At 54.4% G+C, this 285-nt stretch carries 1 protein-coding gene; it reads left to right on the top strand.

Going from position 1 to position 285, the window contains the following annotated elements:
* On the top strand, window positions 1-285 hold a 285-nt coding region (locus Q4563_RS19220), incomplete at both ends, for a cadherin repeat domain-containing protein (protein ID WP_303605651.1).

The raw sequence follows: 285 nt of genomic DNA, 5'->3' as shown, positions 1-285 counted from the left end.
AACCTGGATGAAGTGGCACCGACGATTACCTCTGGCGCGACGGCCACTGCCATCGATGAAAACTCTGGTGCGGGGCAAGTGGTATATACCGCTGCTGCGGATGACTCTGCTGATATTTCTGATGGCGTGAGTTTCAGCCTGTCTGGTACAGATGCGTCACTGTTCAGCATCAACTCCGCTACCGGCGAAGTGACTTTGTTGGCGGATGCCGACTACGAAACCAAACCAAGCTACAGCTTTACCGTCACCGCTACCGATGGGGCTGGTAACCACACAGATCATACC

It is taken from the genome of Gilvimarinus sp. 1_MG-2023 (assembly GCF_030548285.1).
The sequence above is the reverse complement of the archived record's forward strand: the minus strand, read 5'-3'. Positions and strand labels throughout refer to the sequence as shown.